Source organism: Methylosinus sp., from assembly GCF_036560965.1.
Lineage (GTDB): Bacteria > Pseudomonadota > Alphaproteobacteria > Rhizobiales > Beijerinckiaceae > Methylosinus.
On sequence record NZ_DATBQF010000022.1, the window covers coordinates 51,859 to 73,217 of the forward strand.

Below are 21,359 nucleotides of genomic sequence, written 5' to 3' on the forward strand. Positions count from 1 at the left end.
AAATCCTCACGCTGGAGTGAAGGCGATCGCGCTGGCCGATTCAAGCGCGATGTCGAAAGTCATCTCGGCGTTGTGCTCGCCACGATAATCGAGGCTCGTGATCTGGAACGACCCAGCAACGACGCCGAAATCCGGAACGACGATCCGCCAATCGCGCAGCGAGCCATCGAAAAACAGCTGGCGAATGAGGCCGTCCGATGCTTGATCCTTGAAGATGCCGGTTCCGGCGAGGCTCGCGCGCTTCACGCCAGCCCCGTCCAGCAATTCGCGCCACCGTCCGGCCGATTCCGCATCGGTCACATCCACGGTTTCGGCATTGAACGAGAGGCGCCGCGTGCGCAGCCCCGCGACGGAGACGAAAACGCCGCTTCCGTCGTCGAGCTTCAGCAATAGATCTTTTCCCTTTTGTGCGGACATGCGAAGGCTCCCGAAGGAAGAGTGACTGCGTCAGAGGGCTTCTGTGGTGGCGCGAAAGCGCAGATCGACGCGCGCGAAGCGTCCATTCTGCTCGCGGCGCGTATCGCTGCCCTGGTGACGCAGGTCGACGAGATGATGCCCAACGAGAACGAGCGACGCTTCGTCGAGCAGAGCGACGATCATTTCCCCGATGGCGAGCGCCTCCGTCAGACCGCGCTGGAGCGAGACGACCGAAAGCGTGACGAGCTGCTCGGCGCCATGACTGTCCGTGGCGGACCAGTCGCGCAATCTCGCTTCGGCGAACAGCACATAGGGAGCCTCTGGGCCACGCGGCGCCTCGTCATAGATTTTCGCGCCGCCTAGCGCCGAGACGAGGCCCGCATCCGCCGCGAGACGCGCGCGCATCGCTTTGCGCAGAGCAATGATCGGCGACAGAGTCATTTGCGCCTCCTCATGCGATCTCCTCGCAACGACAAGCCAGGAAGCGCCGCTGTCCGTCCGGATCATAGGCCGTTTCGATGCGCAGCCTTCGCGCGCCGAGAACGAGCCGCATCTCGCTGGTCACATCCGCGCGCCACCGGAATTGCGCCAGCCATTCGAGCGCTTGCTCCTGCCTTCCTTCGACGAAGCGCGCTTCGCCGGAGACAGGCGTGAGCTTCACCCAGAGATTGCAAAGGGTCGCATAGCTCCGCGTCATCGCGCCGCTGTCGTCCGCCGTATCCACCGGCGCCTCCAGGCTCATGCGCAAACGCATCTCGCCGATTTTCGGCGCGCTCACGTCAGGCGCTCGCGCCGAAACGGCTTGGCCAGCGCGACAATGAGCGTCGGCAACGGCGCAGCGCTTTCGCCGGCATCGCCGCGATTCTCGTGCCAATGCGCGACGAGTGCGAGAATAGCGCGCCGAAGCGGCTCCGGCGTATCCGCGGCGGCGTCGCCATAGCCCGCGACAATGTCGATCTCGATCGCGTCGCAAGCCCGGCCGGACGCGGGGGGCGGCTCGAGAAAGACGATGCGCCCCGCGTCACGCGCCGGCGCCGCACGATAGGAGGCGTCCGAGAGCGTCTGGGCGACATCGGCGGAATCGTAGACGCGGACCGCCGACACGCTGCGAAGCGGCGCGAAGGGAATGGCGAGAGTCCTGCGCCGCACCGTCTGCGCGGGCCAGGCGTCGAGCCTCATCCGCCAGCTCTGGGTCACGAAGAATCGCCGCGTATAGGCTTCGAGCGTGAGCCGTGCGGAGACGATCAGCGCCGACAGCAGCTGATCCTCTTCGTTCGAATCGAGCCGCAGCCACGCCTTGGCGTCATCGAGCGACACAGGCTCCGTCGCCGGCCCCGAGAGAAGATCCGGAATCATAGGTTCGCCCATTGCACGAGAGGGGAGAGCGACGAGCGCGTCGCAACAGCGCTCGTCGCATGAGGATCGACTTGTCCAGCGTCACGCGGCGCCGAATTTCAACAGCTTCAGCGCCTCGAAATCCTGCACGCCGCCGCCGACTCGCTTCGTCGTGTAGAAGAGGACGTAGGGCTTAGCCGAGTAAGGATCGCGCAGCACGCGCACGCCGAGCCGATCGACCACGAGATAGCCGCGCGAAAAATCGCCGAATGCGACGGAGAAGCTGTCGGCGCCGATGTTCGGCATGTCCTCCGCCTCCACCACGGGAAAGTTGAGCAGCGAGGCAGGCTGATCGAGACTCGCCGGCGGCGCCCAGAGATAGTCGCCGGTCGTCGTCTTGAATTTGCGGATCGTCGATTGCGTTTGGCGATTGAGGACGAATGTGCCGTTCTGGCGATAGCCGGCGCGCAGCGCATAGACGAGATTGAACAGCGCGTCGGAGGGATTGCTGGCCGCGAAGCCGCCGGAAACGCCGGTCGCGACATAGCCGATGCTGCCCCAGCTCCAGCTGGCGTCCGCGACGGCGCTATAGGCGAGGAACCCCTTGGGCTTGTCGGTCCCATTGCCATTGACGAAGGCGGCGCCTTCCTGCTCTGCGAAGACGGTCTGCACCTCCTCCGCGATCCATCGCTCCACATCGATCGCGGAATCGTCGAGCAGCGTCTGCGTCGCGGCCGGCATGGCGTAGAGCTCCATCGCCGGAAAGGTGAGATCGACGATCTGCTGGCTGCTCGTCTGCGGACGCGGATCGGCCTCCGCCACCCATCCGGCCGCCGGGCCCTGCGTGGAATAGGCCTTGCGCAATGAATGGGTGGAAATCTCGCGCACGCTGGCGATGGCGCGAATGGGCGAGATGCGCGCGAGACGGCGCAATATCTCCCGCTCCGCCGGCGTCGGCACGAGATAGCCGCCATCGGGACCAGAGCCCGCCGAAAGCGCCTTCGATTCGAGCGCTTTCAGCCCGACCGCTTCGCCGCTGCGCATATAGAGCGCGAAAGCCGATTTGTGCTCGCGCGCAGGCGCATCGTCCGTCGGCGTGGACGCGAGGCGCGGGCGCGCGACGTCGAGCGCGACGCGATCGATGCGGCGCTTCGTCTCGTCGATGGAGCGATCGATTCGCTGCAGCTTCTCCTCGGTGAGCGCATCGACGCCCATTCGCGTCTCGATCTGCGCGATCCGCTCCTCATTCGTATCCTTGAAAGCCGCGAAGGCGCGATGGAGATCGGCGAGCGCCTCCTCGCCGGAGAGCGTCTTGGTTTCGAGAGACGACATTGGCGAAAGCCTCTTTCTTGCTGGCGTCAAGGCGCACGACGGCGCCGCGCGGAATGCGCGGACGTTCGGGCGCCGGGTGGAAGGGGGAAGCTAACGGAGCGCGCGCGCCGCTCTCCCGTCGGCTCGCCGGCCGGCGCGCGGGACTAATCCGAGATGTAGCGCCGATCGAGCGCCACCGACGCCATTCGCAGCTTCGTCTCGAAGCTTTGCGCGGCGCTCTGCATGCGCAGCCGTGCGAGCTTTTGGCCGAACGCGGTGGCGGCATGGCGCGCGGCGGCGGAGGGAAGCGGCGGCGGCGCCACGATGCGCGCCTGCGGCAACGCGGGAAAGGTGACGATCGATATCTCGATGAGATCGAGCGCGAGCAATCGCCGCGCGCCGGTCTTCGGATCGCTCGCCGCGCGCAGCGTGCGAAAGCCGATCGACAATCCATCCAGCGCGCCGGCGCCGATCAGCGACAACGCCTCACGCGCCCGCGCGACCGAGAGATCGAGCCGCCCACGCACTTTCAGTCCGCGCGCATCCTCGGCGATCTCGGCCCAGACGCCGATCGGCTCGTCGCCGCGATGCTGCCACAGCATTTTGACGCCCGCCGCCCCGCTCCTCCGCAAGCTCGCGGAGAAGGCGCCGCGCTCGACGATATCGCCGCATGTATCGCGCACGCCGAAGAGGCTGGCGTAGCCCTCGAATGTCCCATCGGCGCCGATCGCCGCGAGAAGCGGCGCGCGCTTCGTCTCGAGTCTTCGGCCCTCGATAGGAATGTCGCTATTCAGAGCCTGCGCCATCATGCTTTCTCCCGCGTCGCGCCGATCGCAGCGGGGCCGCCGCCGCGCGGCTCCTCACGCAGGCGCTCCAATGCGCGCACAAAGCTCTTGAAAACGATTTCGGCCTGCAGGCGCGGCGGCCTGCGCGCCGCGCGACGCTTCGCGAGACGAAGAGGAAAGACGGAAAGGCTCATTTACTCGCTCCCATAGCGGCGGTTGAAGCGCGCGAGCTCACGCACGAAAGCGTCGAGCCGCTGGGTCGAGCGGCCGAGCTCGCGCAAGGCGCGCAACGCGAAGAGCGTGGCGGCGCTGGCCCAGAGGAACAGCGCGAGATGGGCGAGATCGCCGCGCTCGATGATGGAGGTGACGATCTCGGACATGACGGACCTATTGGACGCGATGCGCCGTCGCCCGCTCTCTCGAGCGATCGTCGGCGACGATTTCTTCCTTTGAAGCGATTGCTTCGGCGAATTGCGCGTCTCGCTTCGATGCGGCTATCTCGCGCGCTTTCCCTTTAGGCCGTAGCCCGCCGCCTCGCGCTGCTCGTCGACGGTGAGAAACGCGGCGCCGCCGATGCGGCTCCATTCCAGCGCGCGCTCCTTGGCCAGCGCGTCGATGCGGTCGGCGTCGTAATCGAGGCGGAAGGGCGCAAAGCCCGGCTGCGCCCAGGCGCAAAACGCCTTCTGCAATCGTTGCACGAGCGGAATGATCGTCTGGCGCCAGAAGGCGCGATTGGCCTCCTCGTAATTGCGGAACGTGTTGTCTCCCGGCAGGCCGATCAGCAGCGGCGGCACGCCGAAGGCGAGCGCGATCTCCCGCGCGGCCGACGCCTTCGTCTCGGAGAAATCCATATCCTTGGGCGAGAGCGACAGCGCCTTCCAATCGAGTCCGCCTTCCAGCAGCAGCGGACGCCCGGCGTTGACGGCGCCGGAGAAATTCTCCTCCAGCTCCTGCTTCAGGCGCTCGAACTGCTCGTCGGTCAAATGCCCGCCGTCCGGCCCTGCATAGACGAGCGCGCCGGATGGCCGCGCGCTATTGTCGAGCAGCGCCTTGTTCCAGAAGCTCGCGGCGTTGTGCGTGTCGAGCGCCGTCTGCGCGGCCGAGAGCGGCGCGAAGCCATAGAGGTCGTCGAGCGGATTGAACAAGCGAATATGCAGAATCGGCTCGATGCCCCGGCCCTGCATCTCATAGCGCACGCTGTCGCCAGCGGCCGAATAGACATAGGCCGCTGGCCAGCCATTGCGCCCCGCGACGACGCTCATGCGATCGGGCCGCAGGCAATAGGCCTCGCGCAGCAGGCCGTCGACGAAAGCGCCTTCCACATAGGCGTTTCCGTAAAGCAGAAGATTGGAGACCAGCGCCTCCACGAATGAGACGCTGGTGTCGGAAGGGTTCGGTCGCTCGATCAGCCGCAGCAGCGGATGCTCGGGCGTTTCCGCCCGCCCCTCATAGGCGAGCCAGGGCACGGAGGCGGCGCCCTCCGCCACCATGCGCACGGCGCGATAGCAGACGGCGTTGCGCTCATATCCCGCGCGGGTGAGCGCGACGCTGTTGCGCGCGGTCCATTGCGGCGCGCCAATCGAATGCAGCGAGAGCATGGCGCGCGACGATTTTTGCTCCGGCGCGCGCGCGCCGAAGAGACGGGAGAGGAATGAGGGCATGAGATGTCCGTTTGAAATGCGGCCTCTCCACCCCTCCCCGCTTCGCGGGAGAGGGAGCAGATGCGCGGCTTCATCGATGTTTCGCGAGACGCCGATCGTTATGGAGAGCGGCCTCTCAGAGCCGTCGCATGCGCGGCTCGTGCGCGCGCGGAGCCAGCGCCAGCGCATGAATCGCCCACACCAGCGCGTCGAGACGATCGGGACTTCGCCCAGACGACAGACCATCGCTTCCGAAATCGCACAATTCGTCTTCCAGCGCAGGAAAAGCGCCGACATGGCGCACGCGGCCCTGCTCATAGAGCTGCGCCACCGGCGCCGCGCGCAAATATTTGCCGCGCGTCGCGCGGGCCTCCTTCACCGGCACGGAAGGATCGGCCTCGTGAATGACCGCGCGCACCATCTCGCCGCCCTGGTTCACCTCGGCGATCAGCGCATCGGCCTCCAGCCTGTGATAGAGCGCGACGGCGGCGCGCGCCCATTGCGCCGGCCGCGCCGCCGCGAGCGTCGCATCCTCGAGCACGTGAACGACGCCTTGCGCCATTCCAGCGGCGACGATTCCACAGCGATCGGCGCGCTTGCCGGATGACGCGGGCGGATCGATGGCGACGACGATGCGCTCCATCGGCGGCGACGCGGCGACGCGCGCCGCCTCCAGCATGTCGCGCGACCACAGCGCGTCGGCGCGCTGCTCGACGATCTCGCCGTCGAGCTCCTGACGGCCCAATCGCGTGCCGGCATATTGCGCGAAGACGCTCTCGATGAAGGACGGCGCGAGATTGGCGGCGTTCTGCCGCGTCGTCGCGCGCGTCGTCACGACGCCTTTCTCGCTCAATAGCCGCTTCAACAGAGGAATGGGCCGCGGCGTCGTGGTGACGATCTGGCGCGGCCATTCGCCGAGGCGTAGCCCGAATTGCAGCATGTCCCAGCTCTCCTCGGCGTAGCGCCATTTCGCCAGCTCGTCGCACCAGGCGGCGGAAAATTGCGGACCGCGCAGGCTCTCTGGATCTTCCGCCGAGAAAGCCTGCGCGACGACCCCATTGTCGAAGGTCAGCCGCTTGCGCGAAGGCTCCCACGAGGGCCGCTCGCTTCGCTGATGCGCGGCGAGAATTCCGGAGACGCCTTCGATCATCACATCGCGCACATGGGCGGCGCTCTCGCCGACGAGCGCGATGGGCGACATCGGACGGATCGCGAATTGCGGCCGTCCACGCGCGATGGCGCGCACCCATTCGGCGCCGGCGCGCGTCTTGCCGGCGCCGCGTCCGCCCAATATCAGCCAGACGCGCCAAGGCAGGCCGCCCGGCGCGAGCAATGGCGGCCATTGATCCTCGCGCGCGCAGAACTCCCAATCGGCGAGCAGAGTCGCGAGCTCGCGCGCGGAAAATCCCTCGATCAGCTCGTCGAGCCTACCCTTGGCCGAACATGCGCTCGAGCCGGCGAGCAAGCTCCTCGCGGAGCTCGGCCAATTCGCGGGGAGGTTCGTCGTCGAAAGCGTCTCGGGCACGCCCGTCCTCCTCTCGCGCCGCGCTCGCGTCACGATTCATGCGCTTCAATTCCGCGAGGCTGCGCACCAGGCTCGCGAGCACGCGCGCGCTCGTTTCCATCGTCTTGGGCGCCGCCTTGGCTCCGCAGGTCGCGAGCGCGGCTTCGGCGCGGACGAATTCGCGCTCCACCGCCTCCTCGAGCCGCGCGATGAGGCTGCGCGACTCCGTTTTCGGCGGCTCGTTCGGCGCGCTCTCTGGCGCCGTTGCAGGCGGCGGCTCCGAGCTCTTGCGCTTGATCGGCGAGGGCCGCATCGTCCATCCCTCGCGCTCGCGAAAGCGTCGAAACGCCCGCTCGCTCATGCCGAGCATCGCGCTCAGCTCGGCGAGCGGCGTGACGCCGGCGTCGTAGAGAAGCTTCGCCTGCGTGACCGTTTCGCGCGGGAGCGTGTCCTGCTTGCGCGCCATGCATTGGCCTCCATGAGATGCGCTCTTCGGGAGCGAGCCTGAGGGCTCGCGGTCCAAATCTCGATGGCGTCTGCGGTCGCCGATCTCTGTCATCGCGTCATTCGACGAACGCCCTGGACCGCGAGCCTTCGAACCACGCCTGCAGAGCAAATGAACGCACGCGCGCCAAAGGGCTGGCATTGACGCGTCTATCTGCCGCGCTTCGACTTGCCGGAGCGAGTTCGGCATGTCGTCTTCCGGACGGCGAGCAGCTTGGTGCTGGACGTCGACGCGCGCCGCGATCTCTGCGAAGGCGAACGGCCCCTGGCCGATCCGATCGCGGCGCAGATCGCGGAAGATGCAAACCGCTATTTCGACGGCGCGAGATGTCGTCTCTTCGCCTGGTGATCAGGCCAAATCACGCGCATGTCGTCGTCGAGCCTCTGGCGAATTTTTCGCTCGGGGCGATCATTCGTGGCGGGAAGGCTTTCAGCGGCGCTGAGCGACTATTTCGATCGCTAAATGCGTGACGAAAACGACCTCCAACAAACGATCGCCTATGTCGAAAGCAATCCCGTGCGCGCCGGCCTCGTGACCGAGCCGCGCGATTGGCGCTGGTCGTCGGCGCGATTGCGCGACCGATACGGCCTCCCGTGATCGCTTTTGATGCGCGCTCCGGACCGCGAGCCTTCAGGCTCGCTTTCGGCATTTGCGAAAAGATCGGAAGGACGCCGCCATGACGCGTCGCTCGCCGATGCGCGCGCTTCGTCCTGGAAAGAGCGAGCGTGAAGGCTCGCGGTCCAGTATCGCGCGCTAGGAAAAACCCGTCGAGAGATGCAAGGCTCTTTGACCGCCCCGCCGCCCCGCCGCCCCGCCGCCCCCAAGCGCAATTCTGGAGCATGGGACTTGTCTATAGGACCATCGTCACGGTGTCAAGGAATAAATTCATAACTCCGGTATCAGGGGCGGAAGTCGTCGCGAATGCGGACGGCGGCCAAACACGTCAGCTCCGGTTTCGCGCGATCACATCGCCCGCGGTCAGCGGCGTGTAGGCGGCCTCCGGCGTGGCGAAGGCGTGGGTGAGCTCGGCTTTCAATCGCTCGAACGCCTCTTTCTCCGCTCGCTCCTTGTCGCGGCGGATCAGATCGATATTCGCTGACATTCTCATAGGCTCCGTCCTCACCCACATTCGCAGCGACGAACTCGCTCAATGGGCCGCTGACGCGAACCGTCATCGTCGTGGTTTTTGACATGGCGCCGGCCTCTCGACAATCAGCAATATAATCAATATCGAATACGTCGCAAGCGGGTCTCACGCCGCCTGCCCCTTCTTGCGCCGGGGCCATCTCTTCGGCCACAGCACGATGAAATTGGGCAGATCGTCGGTCTCCACCTCCTCCTCGCGCGCCGCCACGCGGCCGCGCACGGAAACGCCGGCGGCGTGCACGCTGGCGGGGTCGCCGGTCAGCAGGGGATGCCAGTCGGGCAGCGACTTGCCTTCGGCGCGCAGGCGATAGGCGCAAGTGGGCGGCAGCCAGGAGATGCCGGCGAGCGCCTTCATGGTGAGGCGCACACAGTCCGACACTTTGCTCTGGCGGCCAGCATAGTCGCGGCAACGCCCGGTGTCGCCGTCCAAAAGGTCGCAACCGACGCTCGTATGATAGATTTCCCCACTATCCTCGTCCTCGAGCTTGACCAGGCAGCAGCGTCCGCAACCGTCGCAGAGCTTCTCCCATTGCGCCCGCGTCAATTCGCCCAACGGCTTCATCCAGAACGGCTCGCCCGTCTCTTTTTCCCCGCTTCTCGCCATACTTTGTCTCGGGCCCTCGTCTGCAGCGCAGCGCGCGCTTTATTCATCCTGCCGGCGATCCTGCGGGCCGGCCATATCGTCAAGGCGGCTCGAGGAGTGCTATCATCCGCCTCCCGGTTCGCTTAATCGCCCAGACGGGCCCAGGGAGCGGCGCAATTGCTCGAACCTATTCGATCCTCGCGCTTATACAAGCGGGCCGCAAGGCTTCTGCTGGCGTTCGACGCCTATATCGACTCGAGCCTCTTCGATTCGAGCCGCGGCGCGCGCGAGGCCTATGAGAACTTCTCCGCCTTCATGAACCGCTTCCAGGTGCGCGGCCTGCGCCGAATCGGCGTGGAGATCGGCTGCGAGTCGCTGACGCTCGCGCTCGGCGGCGGCATTGTCGCGCTCGCGCTGTCGGTCTCCGCCATGCGCATGACCAGCGACGATTGGCTGAAGAAGCAGGATCTCTCGGTCACTTTTCTCGATCGCTATGGCGCGGTCGCCGGACAGCGCGGCATCAAGCATGACGACGCCGTGCCGCTCGACCAATACCCCGATTATGTCGTCAAGGCGGTGCTGGCGACAGAGGATCGCCGCTTCTACGAGCATTTCGGCATAGACATCGTCGGCACGGGCCGCGCGCTCACGGTGAATGCGCGGTCGGCGGGCGTGGTGCAAGGCGGCTCGTCGATCACGCAGCAGCTCGCCAAAAACGTGTTCCTCTCCAATGAGCGCACGCTCACACGCAAGATCAACGAGGCGTTTCTCGCGCTCTGGCTCGAGCAGCGCCTCACCAAGCAGGAGATTTTGAAGCTCTATCTCGACCGCGTCTATATGGGCGGCGGCGCCTTCGGCATTCAGGCGGCGGCGGAATTCTATTTCGGCAAATCCGTGCGCGACGTCTCGCTGTCGGAAGCCGCCATGCTCGCCGGCCTGTTCAAAGCCCCGACGAAATACGCTCCGCATGTCAATCTTCCGGCCGCGCGCGCGCGCGCCAATGACGTGCTCGACAATCTCGTCGACGCCGGCTTCATGACGCAGAGCCAGATCGTCGCCGCGCAGCGCAATCCGGCGACGCCGGTCGAGCGCAAGCGCGACCAGAGCCCGGATTGGTATCTCGACTTCGCCTTCAAGGAGGCGCAGCGCCTCGCCGAGGCCGGCCGGTTCGGCGACGACCGCGTGCTCGTCATCCGCACCGCGCTCGACCCCAATGTGCAAAAGCGCGCCGACGAGGTGGTGGAGGAGAATCTGCGCGAGAGCGGCCGCGCCTATCACGCCAAGCAGAGCGCCTCGGCCTTCATGGATCTCGACGGCGCCGTGCGCGCGCTGGTCGGCGGACGCGACTATGGCGCGAGCCAGTTCAATCGCGCGACGGAGGCGGCGCGCCAGCCCGGCTCCTCCTTCAAGCCCTATGTCTATCTCACCGCGCTGATGACGGGAAAATTCAAGCCGACGACGATCGTCACCGACCGCCCGACCTGCATCGGCAATTATTGCGTCCACAATTACAGCGGCGGCTACGCCGGCTCGCTGCCGCTCTCGCTGGCGCTCGCCAAATCGCTCAACACCATCGCCATTCAATTGTCGATCGCCATCGGCAATGGCGATTCCCATGCGGGCCGCGCCAAGATCATCGACACCTGCCGGCGTCTCGGCATCACCACGCCGCTCGAGGACACGCCTTCTCTGCCTGTCGGCCAGAGCGATGTGGTCCTGCTCGAGCATGCGGCGGGCTACGCCGCTTTCGCCAATGGCGGCAAGAAGACGACGCCCTACGCCGCTGTCGAGGCGCGCAACAGCCGCGGCGATATTCTCTATCAGCATGATCGCGACGCGCCGCCGCAGGAGCAGGTGGTGCCCTTCGAGAAAGTGGCCGAGCTCGACACGATGATGAAGCGCGTCGTCGACGAAGGCACGGCGCGACGCGCGCAGCTCGGCGAGGGCATCGACGTGATCGGCAAGACCGGCACCACCAACGGCTATAAGGACGCCTGGTTTTGCGGCTATACCGGCAATATGGGCGGCTGCGTCTGGTACGGGAACGACGATAATGAGGGGATGGCCAATATGACCGGCGGCGCCTTGCCGGCGAAGACATGGCACGACATCATGGCCTATGCGCATCAGGGAATCGCCATCAAGCCGATCCGCGGCCTGTCTTCGCCCGCCGCCCTCGCCGCCGCCGCCGCCGCTCAGCCCAAGACAGTCGAGCTCGGCGCGCCGGCGCGTCCCGCCGCGCTCTCGCATAGCGCGCTGGATGCGCTCGGGCAGATCGAATCGAAGATGAAATTCGACGAGATCAAACGTCCCGCCCCCGGATCGTCGGAGGCGCGCCCCACCGACAAGCGCGCCGATCGGCGCTGACGGATTTCGCATGACCAATTATGTGAAGGCCTTCGCCGTGATGATCGCGGGCCTCTTGCTCGGCTTCGCGATGACCGCCGTCTCGCTCGGGCTCGGCCGCGGCTTCGGCGCGCTGCACGCCGGCCCGTGGACCGCCTGGCCGCGACACGGCGCCGCCGATATCGATCCTTATGCGCGCGCCGTGCTGGCGCGCTCGGGCGAGGCGCCGCTCGGCCGCGATCAAGGGCTCGCCTTCTTCGCCCGTACGGATTCGAGCGGCGCGCCGCTCGACGGACGCTGCGATTATCGCATCCTCGATTCGACTCCCGCGGCGCGCTTCTGGACGCTCGGCGCGGCGAGCGCCGCGGGCCGGCTCATCGACAATCCCGCCGATCGCTACGCCTTCACCTCGAGCGAGATCACGCGGCGCGAAGGCGGCTCCTTCGAGATAGACATCGGCGCGCAGGCGCGTCCCGGCAATTGGCTGCCGGTGGCGAGAGAGCCCTTCGTGCTGGTTCTGCGCCTCTACGACACGCCGCTCGACGTCGAGTCGGCGCCCGACCCGACGACATTTCCAAAGATCGTGAAGCTGCATTGCGCATGAAAATATCTCGCGACTATCTCGACTGGCTGCCCTGGGCGCTCGCGACCGTCTGCATCGCGGGATCCGTTCACATCGTCTCCGTGCTGCTGATGCCGGAGATCGCGCCGCGCAATGCTTTCGCGCGTCTCGTCGATGCCGCGAAGAGCGCCGAGACGACGCCCAACGGCGTCGCGCTGCTGCCGCGCGCCGCGCCAGGCGCGGAGGTCATGCCCTTCGAGGATTCGGCCTTTGTCGAAGGCGTCTGCCTCTTCGATCTCTCGCGCGGGCTGATGCGGGTGCGCGCGGACGCCGATCCCGAAGATCTCCTCGCGCTCTCCTTCCACGCCCGCACCGGCCGCATCTTCCATTCGGTGACCGATCGCTCGGCGATCAAGGGCAAGATCGACGTGCTGATCGGCGATGCGAGCCAGATCGAGGCTGTCGAGGGCGAGGACGAGGAGGCTCCGCCGCAGCAGGTGCGGGTGACGGCGCCCTCGACGCGCGGCTTCGTGCTGCTGCGCTCTCTGGCCAGACGCGCGAGCGACCGCGACCGCGCCGAGCAGCGCCTGCGTTCCATCACCTGCGAGACTGTCGCCGAGCCGGAGAGCTGACGGGCCTGACGGCCGGCTCTCGTCGAGCGGCGCCCTGGCGATCGGACAAGTCGCCGCATTGCGAGCGCCCTCCCCTGTGACCATGTCATAAGGGGAGGCCGGCAATAGCGAGGGCGATGCGATGAGAAAGATCATTCCCACACTGGCGGCGGCTCTTCTGGCGGCGACGATCGCGCCGGCGCTGGCCGAGACCACTGTCGAGACCAAGCCCGTCGCTCCGCAAGAGGAGCACGGAGGCCATGAGGGCTGCTGCAAGATGATGCATGAGATGCGTCAGATGCATGAGCAGATGATGGATCACATGAAATCCATGCATCAGGGCCAAGGCGATCATGGCGGCGAGCACGGCGGCGATCATGGCGGCGGCCACGAAGGCGCGCCCAAGGCCGAATAGCCGCGCCTGGACAGTTGCAGGAGAAGGCCCGTTTCCCTCGGCGAGAAACGGGCCTTTCCGGCTCACGCCGTCAGCGTCGGATAATCCGTATAGCCCTCGGCGCCCGCCGCATAGACGGTCTGGTAGTCGACCGGGGCGAGCGGCGCGCGGCGGCGCAGGCGCTCGACGAGATCGGGATTGGCGATGAACGGCCGGCCGAAGGCGATGAGATCGGCGCGGCCGCTCGCGAGCGTCTCCTCGGCGAGCTCCAGCGTATAGGCGTTATTGGCGATATAGGCGCCGGGGAAGCTCTCGCGCAGAGCGCGATAATCGAAAGGCGCCACGTCGCGCGGCCCTTGCGTCGCGCCTTCGATGACATGGATGAAGCCGAGCTTCTTCTCCGCCAGACGCTCCACGAAATATCCGAACACCGCCTGCGGATCGCTGTCCGACATGTCATGGACCGGACTGACCGGCGAGATGCGCACGCCGACGCGCGACGCCTCCCATTCCTCCAGCACGGCGTCGGCGACCTCGAGGCCGAAACGCGCGCGATTTTGCGGCGAGCCGCCATAGGCGTCGGCGCGCTTATTGGAGCCGTCGCGCAAAAATTCGTCGATCAGATAGCCATTGGCGCAATGGATCTCGACGCCGTCGAAGCCGGCCTCCTTGGCGTTGCGGGCGGCCTCGCGATATTCGGCGACGATCCCCGGGATTTCGTCGAGCGCGAGCGCGCGCGGCGTCGAGCAGTCGACGAAGCCCGTCTCGATCGCCACCTGCTTCGTCGTGGCGATGGCCGAGGGCGCGACCGGCGCGCCGCCGCCGGGCTGCAGCGAGACATGCGACACGCGCCCCACATGCCAGAGCTGCAGGACGATGCGCCCGCCGGCCGAATGCACGGCGTCGGTCACCTGGCGCCAGCCGGCGACCTGCTCGGGCGAGTAGATTCCCGGCGTGAAGGAATAGCCCTGCCCCTGCTGCGAAATCTGCGAGGCCTCGGCGATGATGAGCCCGGCCGCGGCGCGCTGCCGGTAGTGCTCGGCCATCAGCGCATTGGCGGCGTTGGTCCCATGGGTGGCGCGCCGCCGCGTCAGCGGCGCCATGACGATGCGGTTGGGGAGCGCCAGATCGCCCAGCCGAAAGGGTTCGAATAAAAGATCGGTCATATCCACGAATGTCCTTTTGGTCTCGCGCCCGGCGCGCGGCTCCCGCCCGGCTTCCGACGTCCACTTGGGAATTGATCGCAAATTTGTTAGGTCCGGACCAGATGGAATGATTTTCTCGGGAAAGGGTCCCATGACCGACGAAACAGCGACCGACGCAGACTTCCGCCGCCGCCTGGACGAAGCCGCGAGCGCGACCGAGGCCACGCTCGACGCCCTGCTCGGGACGCAGCCGCTCGCCGGCGAGATCGCCCGGCCCGCCCGGCTCATGGAGGCGATGCGCTATGTCGCGCTCGGCGGCGGCAAGCGGCTGCGGCCGTTTCTGGCGCTGGAATCGGCCCGGCTCTTCGGCGTCGAGGGCGAGGGCGCGCGCCGCGCCGCGGCGGCGATCGAGATGATCCATTGCTATTCGCTCGCCCATGACGATCTCCCGGCCATGGACGACGACGATCTGCGCCGCGGCCGCCCGACCGCGCACAAGGCCTTCGACGAGGCGACCGCCATTCTCGCCGGCGATGGGCTGCTGACCTACGCTTTCGACGTTCTGGCCGATCCGGCGACTCATGCCGACGCGCAAATCCGCGCCCGCCTCGTGCTGGCGCTGGCCCGCGCGGCCGGGCTCGGCGGCATGGTCGGCGGGCAGGCGCTCGATCTCGAGGCCGAGAAGGCGACGAGCCCGCTCTCGCAGGAGGAGACGCTCCGCCTCCAGGCGATGAAGACCGGCGCGCTGCTGCGCATCTGCGTCGATTTCGGCGCCATTCTGGGCGGCGCTTCGGCTCCCGTGGCCGCCGCCCTCGGACGCTATGGCGACGCGCTCGGCGCCGCCTTCCAGATCGCCGACGATATTCTCGACGCCGAGGGCGACGAGGCCGCGCTGGGCAAGCGCGCCGGCAAGGACGCCGAGCGCAACAAGGCGACGCTGGTCGGCCTGCTCGGCCTCGACAAGGCGCGCGAGCGCCGCGACGCCCTCGTCGAGGCGGCCATCGCCGCTCTCGCCGACACCGGGCTCGGCGCGGCGACCGGCGTTCTCGCGGAGGCGGCGCGCTTCGTCGCGCGGCGCAGCAATTGAGCGGCGCGATGGGTCCCGCCGGCGCGCCCCACGGCCATCAGCATCCGCGGCGCCCGCTGCTCTGGCGCGTCGTCAAGGCGCGCTCGCGGCTCTTCCTCAGCCTATTGGCGGGAGCGGTCGTCGGCCTCCTTTTGCCCGAGAGCTGGCGGCCGGTCACGCGCGCTCTCATCGGCTGGGACGTCTTCACGACGCTCTATCTGCTGCTCGCGGCGGAGCTGATGGCGCGCTCGACGCCCAACACCATGCGCCGCCGCGCGCAATTGCAGGACGAAGGCCGCCTCGTCATTCTCGTGATGACGATCGCCACCGCCTGCGCCTCCATAGGCGCGATCGTCGCCGAGCTCGGCCCGGTCAAGAATCTCGAGGGGTTTTCCAAGCACGCGCATATTTCGCTCGCCGTGCTGACCGTCGTGCTCTCCTGGCTGTTCGTCCATCTGACCTTCGCGCTGCATTATGCGCATGAATATTATTTCGAGCGCGCCAGCGCGCCGGACCGCGCGCCCGAGCTGCGCGGCGGGCTGATCTTTCCGGGAACGCCGCAGCCCGGCTATATCGACTTTCTCTATTTCGCCTATGTGATCGGCGTCGCCTCGCAGACGGCCGACGTCTCCACCTCTTCCGCCACCATGCGCGCCGTCGCGTTGGTCCAGGGCGTGCTGGCCTTTTTCTTCAACACCGCCATTCTGGCGCTCACCGTCAATATCGCCGCGGGCTTCGTGTGAGACGGCGCGCAATGTTCTCGGCGACGCTCGTCGCGACGGCGCTGGCATGCGGCGGCGCCTTTGCGGCCGAGGTGCGGATCGAGAATTTCGCTTTCGCGCCCGGCCGCCTGACTGTGAGAGCGGGCGAAACGATCGTCTTCGTCAACCGCGACCAGGCGCCCCATTCCGTGATCGGCGCGATGAGCAAGGAAGAAATATTTCACTCGCCCGAGCAAATGGACGAGGACGAGACTTTCCGAGTCACGCTCACGCGTCCGGGCGAAGTGGCCTTTCGCTGCGGGCTGCATTCGCACATGAGCGGAACGATTTCCGTTATCCCGTGAAATCGCAGGCCATGGAAAACGCGCGCCATGGAAACGCGCGCCTTGAAAGCGCACGTCTTGAAAGCGCGCGCCTCGAGACGCGCGGGCGAGCGTCGCAAGGGGGTCGGCCCCATGCGACGCGCGCGCTCATTTTTTCGCGGCCTGCGCCTTCCACGGATCGGAGAAACGCGGCGAGGTGAGCAGCGTCTCATCGGTCAGCGCTTTCAGAAAGGCCAGCAGATCGGCCTTCTCCTGCGGCGTCAGATCGATCTTGACGATCAACGGGCTCTTCAGCGGGCTCAACGCGCCGTCGCCGGCGTTCGGCCCCTTCTCGATCTTGCGCCCGCTGCGCGCATAGATGTCGATGACCTCTTCCAGCGTCGCCACCGTCCCGTCATGCATATAGGGGCCGGTCACCGCTATGTTGCGCAGGCTCGGCGCGCGGAACTTGCCCATATCGTCCGGGTCCTGCGTAATGTCGTAGAGGCCGTGATTGGGCTCCGGATAGGCGCCCTTTCCGTCTATGTCGTAGAGACCCGTGTTGTGGAAAGGCGTCTCCGCCTCACGCGTCTTGGCGTGCACGAATTGATCGTCGAGATTGACGCTGCCATGGCAGTGATGGCACTCCGCCTTCTCGCCGAAATAGAGATCGTGTCCGCGCTGCTCCGCCTCGCCGAGCTTGATCTTGCCCTGTAGATATTGGTCATAGCGGCTGTCGAAGGAGATCACGCCGCGCTGGAAGGTCGAGATCGCCTTGATGATCGTGTCGAAGGAGATTCGGTCGGCGGACTTCTTTTCCGGAAAGGCCGCGGCGAACCACTTGTCGTAATCCGCGTCGGCGCGGAAACGCCCGACGATCTCGGCCTTGTTGGCGTCATCGACGCCCATCTCGATCGGCCGCTCGCCATAGAGCGGATTCTCCATCTGGCGCTCGAGCGTCACCAGGGCCGGATTGGCCCAGGTGAAGGTCGCATGCCAGCCGGAATTGACGATGGACGGCGCATTGCGCGGCGTCTTCTCGCCGGTCGAGCCGACGCCGACGACGCGGCCGTCGGTGAAGGCACGCTCCTGCAAATGGCAGGAGGCGCAAGCGACGGTCCCATTGCCGGAGAGGCGCTTGTCATAGAACAAATGCCGACCGAGCTGGAACTTCTCCTCCGACATGGGATTGTCGGCGGGCACGCGCGGCGGCGGAACATATTTGGGAAGATCCCAATTCCAATTCGCCTGCTTGTCTTGCGGCTTTTCTTGTGGCTTGGCGGTCTCGGCGGAGGCGGCGAAAGCCGCCGCGACGGCGAGCGCGAGCCCGAAGAGCGATGCGCGCCTCACTGCTTGGAGCCCACGACTTTCGCCGACGTCCCGCCGCCGACCTTGAAGACCGGCGAGACGCCCGCCTTGGTCTGCTTGCCGCCGTCGCCGGCGCCCGCGGCGACGTCGCCGAGTGTCAAGCCCAACGCCGCGAAAACGGCCGGACATTCCGGATCGTCGAGCGCGCTCATGCAGCCGACCGCCCCGCCCTTGTCGGCGGCGATGTCGGAATTTTCGAGAAGCCGCGTCAGATCGAGCTCGACGCGCTGCGTCTTGGGATCGAAACGATCTAAGGCGACGGTGAAACGATTCTCATGCAGGCAGGAGACGATCTCGCCGGTCGCCGGATTGCCCTTGCATCCGGTCGAGCCGACGTGGACCATCCAAGTCCGCGTCTTGGAGCCGTCGGCCTTGACGACGGGCGTCACCGGATCGAACTCGAAGGTGATGAAGCGGCGGCCCGCCTGCCAGTTCCACGCCATGCCGACGACATCGAGCGGCGGGGCGGCGGTCTCGACATTGGAATGATTGATCGCGACGGGCTTGCCGTCGACGATCGTCTCCAGCGGCGCGCCGACCGAGAATTCGAGGCCGACATAAGAGCCCGCCGGCGCGTTTCCGACGATCGCGACGTTCTTCGCCGGATTGGCCTGGGTGCAGGGGGCGTTGCCGCCGCGCGCGTCCTTGAAGTCGAGCAGAGCGACGTCGCCATATTGCCATTCGCTCTGGTCCAGAGCAACCGGCGTGCGCTTGCCCTTGGCGTCGATCAGCTTGAAGCCATAGACATAGAGGCGGGCCTCATGGAGCTTGGCGGCGAGATGGCTGGTCCCGAGATTGGCGAGCGGCGCGCCGCAGCCGACCTCCTTGCCCTCGTCCACGAGCGCGAAAGAGATGGCGACAGGCTGCGTCTTGCCGCCCGCGGCGAGAGCCGTTCCCGAAACGGCGCAGAAACAACCGGCCGCCGCCGCCGCAAATCCGATATTTCGCAATGTCCGCATCTCGACTTCCTCCACTTTTCGGCCGGGCGTTCCGCCGTCCGCAACCTGTCTCGAGGGGGCGCCGCCTGTCTTATAAGACGAATGACCGCCCAAAAAAGGAACTCGGGACGAAAGATTTTTTGCCGCAGCATAAACCTCCCGTCCCGTGGTCCGATCAGAACTCCACCCGCAGCGAACCCATGAAGGTGCGCGGCGCTCCGGTCATGATCGTGGTCCGGCTGCCCGCCGAGGGGTAATAGACCGTGTCGGTGATGTTCTTGACATTCAATTGCGCGGTCACGTTGAAACCGGCGATCGTCGTCGTATAGGCGATCATGCCGTTGAGCAGCGCATAGCTCGGCAGGACGAAGGAATTCGCCGGGTCGCCGAGCTGGTCCGAGCTCACATTGACGCCTCCCGCGACGCTCAATCCGCGCAAATCGCCGTCGGCGTCATATTTGATCCACAGATTGCCATAGTTGCGCGGGCTGCCCGGCAGGATGCTGCCGACGACCGCGATCTGCCGATTGTAAGCCGTGACGGGATCGGTGGCGGTGCCGACGATGGTTCGCACATCATTATGGGTGTAATTGGCGATGACGCTCCAATTGTCGTCGATGCGCCCGGTCAGATCGAGCTCGAAGCCCTGGCTGCGCGCCTTGCCGATCGTGAGCGTGTTGGCCGCATTGCTCGGGTCAGTCACCGGGACATTGGTCTTGGTGATGTCGAAATAGGCCATTGTGAGCAGCAGGCGCTTGTCGAAGAATTCGGCCTTGAGGCCGCCCTCGAATTGCTCGCCTCTCTGCGGCGGCAATGTCGCGCCTTGCGTCGTCACTTGGTTCGCGCCCAGCGACTGGGTGAAATTGCCATAGACCGACAACCAGGGCCAAGGCTGATAGAGGACGGCGACGCGCGGGCTGAAGCCTTTGTCGTAGCTCGCCCAATAGGTCGCGTTCGCGAGCGCTGCGGACGTGCGGTAGCGGCTCTGCCACGTCTCCGCCCAGTCATACCTGCCGCCCAGCAGCACATGGACCGTGTCGTCGAGGAAGGAGATCGTGTCCTGCGCATAGACGCCGGTCCATTTCTGCCCGAGGACGGTGTATGTCTGCGCCTGGGCGAGATTCTCGAACTGCCAATAATTCGGCGCGTAGATGTTGACCGAGCTGCCGAGAATGGACAGGCCCGCATACATCGGCGTGAAATAGTTGAAATAATCGAACCCGGCCAGGATCGAATGCTCGAGCGGGCCGGTCGTGAACTTTCCCTTCAGATCAAGATTCGTCGCGAAGTTCTTGTCGGTGTAGCCCGGGAGATACGTCAGGAAGCGGGAGAGAACGCCCGTCGCCTGATTGAATCCGAAGGGAAATCCATTGTTGGTCTGATATCCCGCATTGGAGTAGCTCAGACGGTTCGTCAGGCTCCAGTCCGGCAGAAAATCATAGGTCCAGTCATAGGCGATGCGCTTCCTGTCCATATTGTCGGGCGTCAGCGCGGTGATGAAGGCCGGCGAGAGATAGCGGCTGCGCGGAATATTGGCCGGACCTCCGGCGACGGCCGGGTAGATCGCATAATCGTCGACCCAGGTTCTATTGTCGTATTCGAAATCGATATTCATCCGGAACTGCTCGATCGGATGCAGCGTGACCGTCGGCGCAAGAAAGACGTTGCGATCGTTGACGACGTCACGATAGGAGCCGGAGCGGAAGAATTCGCCATTAAAACGATAGAGTATGGATTTGTCGTCCGTGACGGGCCCGGTCGCGTCGACGATCGTGCGCGTCAGCCCGTAGGACCCGATCTGCTGCTCCACCGAATAATAGGGCGTCTCCAGCGGGCGTTTGACCACCATATTGACGAGACCGCCCGGCTCCATGCGGCCGAAGAGCATGGCCGCCGGGCCTTTCACGACGTCGAGCGACTGCAGATTGGTCGTGTCGAAGTGACGAAAGCGAAACTCCAGCAAGCCGCCCTTGAAGGTGTTGGCCTGGAAGCCGCGAACCTTGACCACATTGTCGAAAAAATTCGGCGTGAGAGTGACGCCGCTGACATTGGAGACGAGAGCGTCTCTGAAAGTGATCGCTTGCTGGTCATCCATCGTCTGACGCGTCACAGCCTGAATGGACATTGGCGTCTGCATCAGCGAAGCGTCGGTCTTCAAGGTTGTCGGCGCGGTCGCGCTCGGCCTGTATCCGGTGGACCTGTCTCCCGGCCCCTGCGGGCCCGTCGTCGCGGGCTTCGCCTTCCCCCTGTCGGCGCCGATGTCGATCGCCGGCAGCGCCTCCGCGCCGCTCGCGTCATTCATCACGCCGCGATCGTTCTGCGCCAAGATGATCGACACTGTCTTGCCCTTGGCGGCGAAGCGCCAGGACAGGCCCGTCCCCGCGAGCAGACGGTCCAGCCCTTCATGGACCGAAAAATCGCCGTCGAGCCCCACCGTCTTCAGCCGGCTGGTGACATCGGCGTCATAGAGAATCTGCAGGCCGTTGAGATCGGCGAAGGCGTTCAACGCGCCCGGCAGCGGGCCGGAGGGGATGCGATAGCTCTGCATGAGGCCCGCGCGCTCCTGCGGCGAAATCGCCGCCTGCGCCGGCGAGTCGGAGACTCCCGAGCCCAGCGCCAGGGCGCCCATTGCGGCGATCGCCAGCGTCGATCCCATTCTGCTCTCGCCCACTCCCGCAC

26 protein-coding genes are annotated in these 21,359 nt (G+C 65.9%); 9 read left to right on the plus strand and 17 right to left on the minus strand.

Annotation, left to right across the window (positions count from 1 at the left end; all coding sequences use genetic code 11):
* Positions 1 to 6: 6 nt before the first annotated feature.
* The 11 genes from VIF40_RS07965 to VIF40_RS08015 form a co-directional block, all read right to left on the minus strand.
* Complete coding sequence (locus tag VIF40_RS07965) at positions 7 to 417, minus strand: phage major tail protein, TP901-1 family (RefSeq protein WP_331936994.1); 411 nt, start codon at positions 415 to 417, stop codon at positions 7 to 9.
* A 30-nt stretch (positions 418 to 447) separates the two neighbouring features.
* Positions 448 to 858, minus strand: coding sequence for a DUF3168 domain-containing protein (locus VIF40_RS07970; protein WP_331936995.1), 411 nt, complete (start codon positions 856 to 858; stop codon positions 448 to 450).
* Between the two features lie 10 nt (positions 859 to 868).
* A complete protein-coding gene (locus tag VIF40_RS07975; protein WP_331936996.1) occupies positions 869 to 1,195 on the minus strand; it encodes a phage head closure protein in 327 nt (108 codons plus the stop codon).
* Positions 1,192 to 1,773 (minus strand): head-tail connector protein, encoded by a 582-nt coding sequence (locus VIF40_RS07980; protein WP_331936997.1) that lies wholly within the window; start codon positions 1,771 to 1,773, stop codon positions 1,192 to 1,194. The genes VIF40_RS07975 and VIF40_RS07980 overlap by 4 nt, the downstream gene beginning before the upstream one ends.
* Before the next feature lie 81 nt (positions 1,774 to 1,854).
* Positions 1,855 to 3,084, minus strand: a complete 1,230-nt coding sequence (locus VIF40_RS07985) for a phage major capsid protein (RefSeq protein WP_331936998.1) — start codon at positions 3,082 to 3,084, stop codon at positions 1,855 to 1,857.
* Positions 3,085 to 3,227: 143 nt separating this feature from the next.
* A complete protein-coding gene (locus VIF40_RS07990; RefSeq protein ID WP_331936999.1) occupies positions 3,228 to 3,872 on the minus strand; it encodes an HK97 family phage prohead protease in 645 nt (214 codons plus the stop codon).
* Entirely contained in the window at positions 3,869 to 4,042 is a 174-nt protein-coding gene (locus VIF40_RS07995) for a hypothetical protein (RefSeq protein ID WP_331937000.1), read from the minus strand. Before VIF40_RS07995 ends, VIF40_RS07990 begins: the two co-directional genes overlap by 4 nt.
* Entirely contained in the window at positions 4,043 to 4,228 is a 186-nt protein-coding gene (locus tag VIF40_RS08000) for a hypothetical protein (protein WP_331937001.1), read from the minus strand. It abuts the gene before it with no gap.
* A gap of 114 nt (positions 4,229 to 4,342) precedes the next feature.
* A complete protein-coding gene (locus VIF40_RS08005) occupies positions 4,343 to 5,509 on the minus strand; it encodes a phage portal protein (RefSeq protein WP_331937002.1) in 1,167 nt (388 codons plus the stop codon).
* Between the two features lie 115 nt (positions 5,510 to 5,624).
* Positions 5,625 to 6,953 carry a DNA-packaging protein gene (locus VIF40_RS08010; RefSeq protein ID WP_414684769.1) on the minus strand — a complete coding sequence of 443 codons (1,329 nt, stop codon included), beginning with the start codon at positions 6,951 to 6,953 and terminating at the stop codon, positions 5,625 to 5,627.
* Positions 6,916 to 7,458: a hypothetical protein gene (locus tag VIF40_RS08015; protein ID WP_331937003.1), complete on the minus strand. Its 543-nt coding sequence runs from the start codon at positions 7,456 to 7,458 to the stop codon at positions 6,916 to 6,918. Before VIF40_RS08015 ends, VIF40_RS08010 begins: the two co-directional genes overlap by 38 nt.
* A gap of 255 nt (positions 7,459 to 7,713) precedes the next feature.
* Between VIF40_RS08015 and VIF40_RS08020 the strand changes: the two genes are divergently transcribed.
* Positions 7,714 to 7,845 carry a hypothetical protein gene (locus VIF40_RS08020; RefSeq protein WP_331937004.1) on the plus strand — a complete coding sequence of 44 codons (132 nt, stop codon included), beginning with the start codon at positions 7,714 to 7,716 and terminating at the stop codon, positions 7,843 to 7,845.
* A 114-nt stretch (positions 7,846 to 7,959) separates the two neighbouring features.
* Positions 7,960 to 8,094, plus strand: a complete 135-nt coding sequence (locus tag VIF40_RS08025) for a hypothetical protein (RefSeq protein WP_331937005.1) — start codon at positions 7,960 to 7,962, stop codon at positions 8,092 to 8,094.
* A gap of 346 nt (positions 8,095 to 8,440) precedes the next feature.
* Here the strand turns inward: VIF40_RS08025 and VIF40_RS08030 are convergent, their stop codons facing one another.
* Both VIF40_RS08030 and VIF40_RS08035 read right to left on the minus strand, forming a co-directional pair.
* Positions 8,441 to 8,599: a hypothetical protein gene (locus tag VIF40_RS08030; protein ID WP_331937006.1), complete on the minus strand. Its 159-nt coding sequence runs from the start codon at positions 8,597 to 8,599 to the stop codon at positions 8,441 to 8,443.
* A gap of 150 nt (positions 8,600 to 8,749) precedes the next feature.
* The gene (locus tag VIF40_RS08035; protein ID WP_331937007.1) at positions 8,750 to 9,247 is read right to left on the minus strand and encodes a YcgN family cysteine cluster protein; all 498 of its coding nucleotides are present in this window, start codon (positions 9,245 to 9,247) and stop codon (positions 8,750 to 8,752) included.
* Between the two features lie 156 nt (positions 9,248 to 9,403).
* Between VIF40_RS08035 and VIF40_RS08040 the strand changes: the two genes are divergently transcribed.
* The 4 genes from VIF40_RS08040 to VIF40_RS08055 all read left to right on the plus strand — a co-directional run bounded on the left by VIF40_RS08040 (position 9,404) and on the right by VIF40_RS08055 (position 13,160).
* A complete protein-coding gene (locus VIF40_RS08040; protein ID WP_331937008.1) occupies positions 9,404 to 11,593 on the plus strand; it encodes a PBP1A family penicillin-binding protein in 2,190 nt (729 codons plus the stop codon).
* 10 nt (positions 11,594 to 11,603) lie between these two features.
* Entirely contained in the window at positions 11,604 to 12,176 is a 573-nt protein-coding gene (locus VIF40_RS08045; RefSeq protein ID WP_331937009.1) for a DUF1214 domain-containing protein, read from the plus strand.
* A complete protein-coding gene (locus tag VIF40_RS08050; RefSeq protein ID WP_331937010.1) occupies positions 12,173 to 12,766 on the plus strand; it encodes a hypothetical protein in 594 nt (197 codons plus the stop codon). The genes VIF40_RS08045 and VIF40_RS08050 overlap by 4 nt, the downstream gene beginning before the upstream one ends.
* A gap of 121 nt (positions 12,767 to 12,887) precedes the next feature.
* On the plus strand, positions 12,888 to 13,160 hold the full coding sequence (locus tag VIF40_RS08055; RefSeq protein WP_331937011.1) for a hypothetical protein: 273 nt from the start codon (positions 12,888 to 12,890) through the stop codon (positions 13,158 to 13,160).
* 62 nt (positions 13,161 to 13,222) lie between these two features.
* Here VIF40_RS08055 and VIF40_RS08060 read toward each other — a convergent pair whose 3' ends face one another.
* Positions 13,223 to 14,305, minus strand: a complete 1,083-nt coding sequence (locus tag VIF40_RS08060; protein WP_331937012.1) for an alkene reductase — start codon at positions 14,303 to 14,305, stop codon at positions 13,223 to 13,225.
* Between the two features lie 130 nt (positions 14,306 to 14,435).
* Between VIF40_RS08060 and VIF40_RS08065 the strand changes: the two genes are divergently transcribed.
* The 3 genes from VIF40_RS08065 to VIF40_RS08075 are packed head-to-tail and all read left to right on the plus strand — an operon-like array spanning position 14,436 to position 16,416.
* Positions 14,436 to 15,371 (plus strand): farnesyl diphosphate synthase, encoded by a 936-nt coding sequence (locus VIF40_RS08065; protein WP_331937013.1) that lies wholly within the window; start codon positions 14,436 to 14,438, stop codon positions 15,369 to 15,371.
* A complete protein-coding gene (locus VIF40_RS08070) occupies positions 15,368 to 16,093 on the plus strand; it encodes a DUF1345 domain-containing protein (protein ID WP_331937014.1) in 726 nt (241 codons plus the stop codon). The genes VIF40_RS08065 and VIF40_RS08070 overlap by 4 nt, the downstream gene beginning before the upstream one ends.
* 11 nt (positions 16,094 to 16,104) lie before the next feature.
* Positions 16,105 to 16,416: a plastocyanin/azurin family copper-binding protein gene (locus tag VIF40_RS08075; protein WP_331937015.1), complete on the plus strand. Its 312-nt coding sequence runs from the start codon at positions 16,105 to 16,107 to the stop codon at positions 16,414 to 16,416.
* Between the two features lie 126 nt (positions 16,417 to 16,542).
* Here VIF40_RS08075 and VIF40_RS08080 read toward each other — a convergent pair whose 3' ends face one another.
* The 3 genes from VIF40_RS08080 to VIF40_RS08090 all read right to left on the minus strand — a co-directional run bounded on the left by VIF40_RS08080 (position 16,543) and on the right by VIF40_RS08090 (position 21,336).
* On the minus strand, positions 16,543 to 17,724 hold the full coding sequence (locus VIF40_RS08080; RefSeq protein WP_331937016.1) for an MbnH family di-heme enzyme: 1,182 nt from the start codon (positions 17,722 to 17,724) through the stop codon (positions 16,543 to 16,545).
* Positions 17,721 to 18,701, minus strand: coding sequence for an MbnP family copper-binding protein (locus tag VIF40_RS08085; protein WP_331937017.1), 981 nt, complete (start codon positions 18,699 to 18,701; stop codon positions 17,721 to 17,723). Before VIF40_RS08085 ends, VIF40_RS08080 begins: the two co-directional genes overlap by 4 nt.
* A 154-nt stretch (positions 18,702 to 18,855) precedes the next feature.
* Complete coding sequence (locus VIF40_RS08090) at positions 18,856 to 21,336, minus strand: TonB-dependent receptor (protein ID WP_331937018.1); 2,481 nt, start codon at positions 21,334 to 21,336, stop codon at positions 18,856 to 18,858.
* Positions 21,337 to 21,359: the final 23 nt, after the last annotated feature.